4 protein-coding genes and 2 pseudogenes are annotated in these 7117 nt (G+C 66.3%); 3 read left to right on the forward strand and 3 right to left on the reverse strand.

What is annotated here, in order from left to right:
• Window positions 1-43: 43 nt before the first annotated feature.
• Window positions 44-890 (forward strand): annotated as a pseudogene (locus ABZ823_RS27120) (IS701 family transposase); the annotation flags it as partial.
• 276 nt (window positions 891-1166) lie between these two features.
• On the opposite strand, the gene ABZ823_RS27125 reads toward ABZ823_RS27120, so the two are convergent.
• Complete coding sequence (locus tag ABZ823_RS27125) at window positions 1167-1556, reverse strand: hypothetical protein (RefSeq protein WP_361665480.1); 390 nt, start codon at window positions 1554-1556, stop codon at window positions 1167-1169.
• Between the two features lie 172 nt (window positions 1557-1728).
• On the opposite strand from ABZ823_RS27125, the gene ABZ823_RS27130 reads away from it, so the two are divergent.
• Together ABZ823_RS27130 and ABZ823_RS27135 are read left to right on the forward strand one after the other, a co-directional pair.
• The gene (locus tag ABZ823_RS27130) at window positions 1729-2478 is read left to right on the forward strand and encodes a DUF6879 family protein (protein ID WP_361665481.1); all 750 of its coding nucleotides are present in this window, start codon (window positions 1729-1731) and stop codon (window positions 2476-2478) included.
• A gap of 11 nt (window positions 2479-2489) precedes the next feature.
• Entirely contained in the window at window positions 2490-3344 is an 855-nt protein-coding gene (locus ABZ823_RS27135) for a helix-turn-helix transcriptional regulator (RefSeq protein WP_361665482.1), read from the forward strand.
• Window positions 3345-3790: 446 nt separating this feature from the next.
• Here the strand turns inward: ABZ823_RS27135 and ABZ823_RS27140 are convergent, their stop codons facing one another.
• Both ABZ823_RS27140 and ABZ823_RS27145 read right to left on the reverse strand, forming a co-directional pair.
• Window positions 3791-5344: a glycosyltransferase gene (locus ABZ823_RS27140; RefSeq protein WP_361665483.1), complete on the reverse strand. Its 1554-nt coding sequence runs from the start codon at window positions 5342-5344 to the stop codon at window positions 3791-3793.
• Window positions 5345-5778: 434 nt separating this feature from the next.
• A pseudogene (locus ABZ823_RS27145) lies at window positions 5779-7029 on the reverse strand (UDP-glucose/GDP-mannose dehydrogenase family protein); the annotation flags it as partial.
• Between the last annotated feature and the right edge of the window lie 88 nt (window positions 7030-7117).

A 7117-nucleotide genomic window follows, 5' to 3' on the forward strand; every position in this document is an offset into this window, starting at 1 on the left:
CTGGGCCACCAGCTCCACACGCTCCACCAGCGGCTCCCGCGGCGCCTCGGCCGCGATCGACTGGCGGCTGTTCGTGCCCGCCTCCTGGGATCCCGCCTCGCCGGAGGCCGATCCGGCCCGGGTTGCCCGCCGCCAGCGCTGTGGCATCCCCGCCGAGTGCGGCCATGTGGAGAAGTGGCAGCTGGCCCTGGACATGATCGACGAGGCCCGCAGCTGGGGCGTCGAGGTCCCCCTGGTCGTCGCGGACGCCGGATACGGTGACGCCACCGCCTTCCGCCTGGGATTGGAGGAGCGGAAACTCGCCTACGCGGTCGGTGTCTCCTCCCGGCTCACCGCTCACCTGGGACATGCGCGGCCGATCATCCCGCCCTACCAGGGCACCGGCCGCCCGCCGGTGGCGGCGTATCCGGATAAGCCGATGACGGTCAAGGAACTGGTCCTGCAGGCCGGCCGGCAGGCGGCCCGGCCGGTGTCCTGGCGCGAGGGCTCCCGGCCGGGCACGGGGCGCAGCGGCTTCAAGCGCATGCACTCGCGTTTCGTCGCCCTGCGCATCCGGCCTGCCGGACGCGAGATCCGCCAGGCCACAGGGTGCCGAACTGCCCGAGCAGTGGCTGCTTGCCGAATGGCCCGCCACCGAGCCCGAACCGGTGCAGTTCTGGCTGTCCAGCCTGCCCTCCGGCATGCCCCTGGCCACCCTGGTCCGACTGGCCAAGCTCCGCTGGCGCATCGAGCACGACTACCGGGAAATGAAACAGGCCCTGGGACTGGCCCACTTCGAAGGCCGCACCTGGAACGGCTGGCACCACCACGTCACCCTCGTCTCCGCAGCCCACGCCTTCTGCACCCTGCAACGGCTGGCACGAGACCCAAAAGATCCGGCGCTGGCCTGAGCCTCTACCAGGTCGTCCGCGAGATGCAGACACTCCTCGACCTCTGGGCCGGCACCTGCCCCACCTGCCACCGCGACATACCCACAGCGATACGAACCTGACCAAGCCCTACTAGGGTCTTTCAACGACCCCAGTCGGACGGGCCTGTCGGAGCCGGGGTGCGTCGGCACAGCTCCTTGTGCAGGAAGAGGGCGGTGCCGGCGCCGGTTGCGCCCGGATTATCCACCCGCTCCAACTCCTCGCCGTCCCTGATCGGCTCGTCACAACGTGCACACATCATCGGCGGTACTCCCTGACCAGCCGGTACAGCCCTCGTCCGATCGGGCACTGGCCGGCCTCGTCGGCACACAGGTCGCACATCGGTGCGTGCACGAGGAGACCGCGGTGCGCCCGGTCGGCGACGCAGGTACGACAGGCTCGAGGGAACCAGCGCAGCAGGGAGGTGACGCCGCTGAGCGGGCTCATGTGCTCGCCGAGAGGGATCGCCGTCTCGGCGGTCAGCCTGTCACCGCCGTGCCACACGCAGGTCGCGCCGCGCGTCTGGTCATCGGTGAGCCCGTCGAGGGCGGGAAGTGCCAGCACCTCGAGCACGATTCCGGCATCATCGAGCGCCGCTCGCAGGGACTCCACGGCCGGGAAGGGATCAACGCCGTCGCTTGTGACCATGGACCAGACCGTAAGGACAGGGTCCGGGCGGCGCCGATGCGATGTTCTCGAATGTTCTCGCGGCCTGGCCGAATGTTCTCGTGTGGTCTCGAATGGCCGGGTGCACCCTGTAGTCCGGGGACGTCAGGGCTGGCGATGCTGATGGCGACAGGGCCCCACCATGGGAGGCGACATGCGGCGACTGCGCTTCAACGGCACCGACAGCAAGAACGGTGGATGCCCCGCCGTTCACGAGGACTTGGACACGGGTGACATCGTGGTCCAGGGCACCCCCCTCACCGATCCCGAAGACGTCGCCCAGCTCCAGCACTTCGGGCCCGGCGACGCCGCAGTGATCGTGCCGCGAGAACTACTCGTCAACCACGGCCCCAAGGAGGTCACCCGCGTGCCCAAGCTGATCGACTTGGCCGAATTCGGCCAGCTCTTCAACCACTTCGATCACTCGGCCTGGCACCTCGAGACCCGACACGGCTACGCATCAGACCGCGAGGACCCCGACTACGCGGAATTCCTCGCGACCCGCACAGCCCCGTGCGACCTTGAGAGCGACTGGTGCGCGAACATCCGTCGGCAGACGTCGGCGGGCAAGTACGTGGGGCGGGTTCGCGTAGTCGACAACCCACCGACCGAGGGGCAGTTGTTTCTCCTGAGCTACGCGAAGTGCAACGCGGCGACCGGTGAGGACGTGCGGAATCTGTGGCGGGAGGACGCGGAACGGCTCCGGCTACCCGCCGAGGACTTCTGGATCTTCGACAGCCGATTGGTGGCGGTGCTGCGCTTCGATGACGAGGACGCCTTCCACGACGTTGAGGTCATCACGGAGCCTGCCGAGGTCTTGCGGTACTGCCAGGTCCGCGACGCGGCCGTCCACGGATCGGTGCCGTTCGACCAGTTCGCTGCGCAGCTCGCCACGAGCAACTAGCGACGGACCCGGTGAGCACAGACTTCCAGCAAGCCAGGGAGGCCCTCGGACTGCGGCTGAGGGAACTGAGGCTTTCGGCCCCTGGCGGTCGGCTCACCGGTACGCAGCTTGCCCAGCGGCTCGGCTGGCCGCACTCCAAGATCTACAAGCTTGAGGGCGGGAAGCAGACAGCGACCAGCGAAGACCTGCGGGCCTGGGCTGAAGGCGTCGGCCAGCCAGGCGCCTTTGAGGAACTAGAAGCTCGCCTCAAGGGGTTCGAGTCGCACATCCGCTCATGGCGCCGGCAGTTGGCCGCAGGGCACCGTCCTGTACAGGACAGCTGGAACATCGAGGTCGCGCGGTCGACTGCGATCTACGCATGGGAAGAGTCCGTGATCCCGGGCATGCTGCAAACCGCCGACTACGCGCGGCACATCTTCCTGCGCTACGCCGAACTACAGGGCTCGGTCCGCGACACCGATGCCGCGGTCCGTGCCCGCATGCGGCGTCAGGAATGGCTCTACGAGGCGGGCCGCCGGTTCCACGCCCTGGTGTGGGAAGCGGCGCTCCACGCCTTGATCTGTCCCCCGTCCGTCCTCTCCAACCAACTTGACCGCCTCACAGGTGTCATCGGCATGGACACCGTGGAGCTTGGCATCATCCCTCTCGCGACATCGCTGAGGATTCCCGCCGCCAACGGCTTCTGGGTCCTGGACGACCGGCTCGTGATCGCCGAGGACTGGCATGCGGAACTCTGGCTCGATGACGCCGAGTCCGTCACCACCTACATGCGGGTCTGGAAGACCCTGAGGCAGTCCGCCGTGTACGGAACGGAGGCTCACAACATGATCAATCGGACCCGAAGGTCCATCGCGGGCCCACGCTGAACCCCTGTGGCGCGCGTGGCTCGAAGCGAGTGGCCGCCGCGTCCTTCGGGGCGCCCTGGCTGCCGATTGAGATGTGCGCGCCTTGCGCGGTCGCATTCATCCCTGTGCCACCGGTCACACAAGCAGCTTGACTTCGTCATTGAGACTCGCTCCGCTCCCCGCGCGACCCGACCCCCGGCCGGGCCTGCGCTCCTCTCTCCGCCCCGCTCCAGCTCGGTCGGCACCAGTGCCACGCACACAGCACTCAACCGCCTGATGCCAGAGAAGGGGCACTTCGCGGCTGGGACGGTCGGCCCCACGGCTTTGCGGAAGGTCTACGCACCTATCCGGAACCGGGACCCGCGTCAAGCAGGGCCATGGGGCCAGTCGGCCGTCACCCCCAACAGCGATCCGAGCGTGGCGACCATCAGTGCCCTCGGCGCCGGACCGGCGCCGAGGGCTGACGTTCAGGAAGGTGAAACTATCGGGGCCCGGTACTGCTGTGTCTGCAGCGCGGACTCGTCCCAGGGATCCATGTTGGCGTACAACGAATTCGGCTCTGGAGCGGAAGGTGCAACGGAGGGATCTGCTGCTGGCGTTCCTCCCCCGAGGGAGACCTCCGCGCCGTTTTCGCGAGTTCCCCAGCCTGTCCGGGCGCAGGTCAGGATGCCGTACCAGCGCAGCCATCGGAACCAGGTCCACGCCATGATGATTGCTACAGGCATCATCAGCCAGGTCAGGAACCGGGAGCGAATCCGCTCATCGGTGCGAATGATGCCCAGGTAACGCAAGCCCTGAGCCCAGCCGAGAAGAAACGGAATCCACAACATGCTCAGCGGCGGCACGTCGTCATAGGCGACAGGCTCCACAACGAGCAGCCATATGGTCACCATCTGGGTGAGCACCATCTGGGTCCATCGTATGGCGTGCAGCCAGAAGGCCGGTCGCGCTAGCGACAGGTAGCGCATTCGCCAAATGGAGCGGATCGTCGAGCCACGCATCCATCGCAGGTACATCCGGCCGAAGTGGTTCCAGCGCTCCGGCATCGCCGTAAACACGATCGCCGTGGTCTGTTGGACAGTCAGGCCGCGCTCTTGCGCGTACAGCGTCAGCATGCTGTCGTCACTGAAGGCCACCCCCCGTCCCATGAACGTCTCGTTGAGGTAGGAGCCAAGGTTGTCGCGGACGACGCTGGCACGGTAGGCCGCAAGCGGGCCGGAGTTAACCATGACGGCGCCTACCGCGGACTGCCCGGAGCGGTCGACCATCTGCGAAGTGACGAACCACAGGTCCGTGGTACGGGCTAGGAGCTGGCTACTGCGCCAGTGCAGAACAGCCCTGCGGTGCTGACGCTTGGACTGGCGCACCGCCTTGCGAGAGGCCCCCCTCAGCGGGGGCGCGTAGATCGGGCGCTTGGGGCCAAGGTTGTTCGTCGCGATAACGATGCCGGCAACGGACTGCACACGCCGCTTTGAGAACGGCTTGAGGATCTCCTCCACCGCGCGAGGATCCAGGTAGGAGTCTGAATCCACGGTGATGTAGATGTCGGCGTCCGGGCTGACCTCCACTCCTCTCGCCTGCGCGTGGCGCTTGCCACCGTTTGGAATACGCTGCCACGTTGTCTTGACCCCGGCTTGCCGTGCTGCCTGGAGCCACCAGTCGCGTACCTCGGCATACTCGGTGGTGGTTGAGCCGTCATCGACGACGTGGACGCTGTTCGGACGACGAGTCTGCTGGAGGAAGGATTCCAGGCCGAGCTTCAAGTAGCCGGGGTCCTCGTTGTAGACCGGCATGAGAATCGAAACGTGCAGTCGGTGCAGGCGCTCTTGCGCCCTGGCCGGTACACGGGTAGGGCGGTCCAGGTGGTAAAGCATGACCTGGAGCGCGAAAAGCAGGAACATGCCAAGCCACACAAAGGCGAGGCGGCCGGTGGTCTTGGAGTCCCAATTGGAGACCACTAGCGCGTGGTGGGCAGTCCAGACAGTCAGCATGGCAAGACCGCAGATGCCGATGAGGACCATGCCGGACCGGTGCTGCCGTGCAGACAGCACCGGGGTCTGGCCGCGCTTAGTGCGGCTCACTCCTCGCCCACGGACTGGCGCCTACGGAAGCCCACGCGGGTGACCAGAACACCCGCAAGGACGACGCCAGCGGCCAGCGCGAGCATCCACCAGCCTGTGTAGATCGTCACACCAGCGACCGTGAGGCCACCGGCACCAGTTGCAGCAAGTTGCTGTCCATCAGACATGTGAAGACTCCCCCCCAGGAGTGAAGTAAGTGTGTAGATGGTGTGGTCATCTTATGTGAAGACTAAAGGATGTTGCCAGGGCTACTGCCGAGACGTTCTGCACCGCCCAGCTGTTCCAGCGGTCGCTACCCAGAGTTCACCAAGCATTCGAGGTAGTCCGCCGCGCAGGCTGGTCAACATGCTGAGCGCCCCTGGCCGCCACGCGCCTTACGGGCTGCCAAGAGATCGGTACTCCCAGCCGGCGGCCCGCCACTGGGCGGGGTCGAGGGCGTGACGACCGTCGACGATGCGACGGTGAGCGACGACGGCACCCATGACCTCAGGGTCGATGAGGCGGAACTCCTTCCATTCGGTCAGCAGGACGACAACGTCAGCGCCGGTGGCGGCAAGCAGAGCGTCGGTGGAGTAGGAGAGCTCCGGGAAACTCCGCTTGGCGTTGTCGGTGGCGGCGGGATCGACGACGGTGACGTGAGCGCCCAGCTGGTGCAGCATTTTGGCAACATCGAGAGCCGGAGCGTCGCGGATGTCGTCGGAGTTGGGTTTGAAGGCAGCACCGAGGGCGGTCACCTTGGCGCCGGCGAGGTGACCTCTGGCCAATGCGCTAACAAGATCCACGGTGCGGGCGCGGCGGCGCTGGTTGATGGCGTCCACCTCACGGAGGAAGGCGACCGCCTGGCCGACGCCGAGCTCATCCGCGCGGTGTGCAAACGCTCGGATGTCCTTGGGGAGGCAGCCGCCACCGAAGCCAAGGCCGGGCTTGAGGAAGCGGCCACCGATCCGGTCGTCGTATGCCAGTGCCTGAGCAAGCCCAATCACATCGCCGCCGGTGGCCTCACAGACCTCGGCCATAGCATTGATGTAAGAGATCTTCGTGGCCAAGAAGGAGTTGGCGGCGACCTTGACCAGCTCCGCGGTCGTCAGGTCGGTCACTACGACCGGTGTGCCCTGGGCAACGACAGGGGCGAAAGCGGCGCGCAGTTGCTTCTCGGCCCAGGCCGAGGAGACGCCAAACACCAGCCGGTCGGGGCGCATCGTGTCGTCCACGGCGTAGCCCTCACGCAGGAACTCGGGGTTCCAGGCAAGTTCCACCTGGTCACCAGCTGGAGCGATGCGCTTGACAAGCTCAGCGAGCCGTCCGGCGGTACCGACCGGGACGGTCGACTTGCCGACCAGCAGTGCGCGGCGCTCCAGGTGCTTGGCAAGCTCAGTAGCCGCGCTCTCCACGTACCGAAGGTCGGCTGCGTCCGAACCCCGCTGCTGGGGCGTGCCGACGCAGATGAAGTGGATGTCGCCGAACTCGGCGGCCTCTGCAAAGCTCGTGGTGAAGCGCAGTCGTCCAGAGTCCAGAGCCTTGGTCAGCAGCTCGGCAAGGCCAGGTTCGAAGAAGGGCACCACGCCCGAGTCGAGCTTCTCGATCTTGCTCGGATCCACGTCTACGCCCAGGACATCGAAGCCTAGTGTCCTGAGTCTTTGATTCGGTTCAGATATCCGGTGAGGCGTTCGAAGATCTCGTCAGCGGTCTTCGTCCAGGTGAAGGGTCTTGGGT

Source organism: Streptomyces sp. NPDC047079 (assembly GCF_040643755.1).
Taxonomy (GTDB): domain Bacteria; phylum Actinomycetota; class Actinomycetes; order Streptomycetales; family Streptomycetaceae; genus Streptomyces.